1 protein-coding gene is annotated in these 586 nt (G+C 37.2%); it reads right to left on the bottom strand.

The window, feature by feature from the left end; translation table 11 throughout:
• Positions 1-532, bottom strand: a 532-nt coding sequence (locus GJV78_RS22760) for an AMP-binding protein (protein ID WP_230979232.1), incomplete at its 3' end; no start/stop codon positions are given.
• Positions 533-586 lie beyond the last annotated feature (54 nt).

Genomic DNA, 586 nt, shown 5'->3' with positions numbered 1-586 from the left:
TTAACAGATACAGCCGCGTATTGGCTATTGGACGGCCTATTGGCACTATTGAATTTAATTCCTCTGAAAGTGATTTATATCTAAACTGAGTCACAACATGCGTTTCAGTTGGGCCATATTGGTTATTCAACAACCGAAACTTCAAGTTTTTAACAAATTCTATAATGGCAGGGGTCATTATTAACTGTTCGCCAGAAGTGATTACCTCCTTTATAGATAATTTTTTAAAATCATAACCATGAGATATCAAGTTTTCAGAGAAATGTAAAAGAGCCATATAAGGTAAGAAAACCCTTTCAACGCGAGACGCTGCCAGCCTATCAAACAATCTTAAAAAGTCTGTTCTATAATCATTATCGATAAGCTCTAATATTGCTCCAGAACATAGTGAAGAAAATATTTCTTGAAAAGAAACATCAAAGCTCAAAACCGCAAATTGAAGAGTCCTGTTTATTAAAAATTCATTCCTTTCCAATTTTGATGTAGATAACTGCCAATGAATAAGGTTGGTGAGTGAAGAGTGTTCTTGCATCACCCCCTTGGGTTGCCCGGTCGAGCCCGACGTGTAGATCACGTACGCCAGATG

It is taken from the genome of Intestinirhabdus alba (assembly GCF_009711095.1).
GTDB lineage: Bacteria > Pseudomonadota > Gammaproteobacteria > Enterobacterales > Enterobacteriaceae > Intestinirhabdus > Intestinirhabdus alba.
Note: the sequence above shows the minus strand (reverse complement) of the source record. Positions and strands in the feature narration are given on the sequence as shown.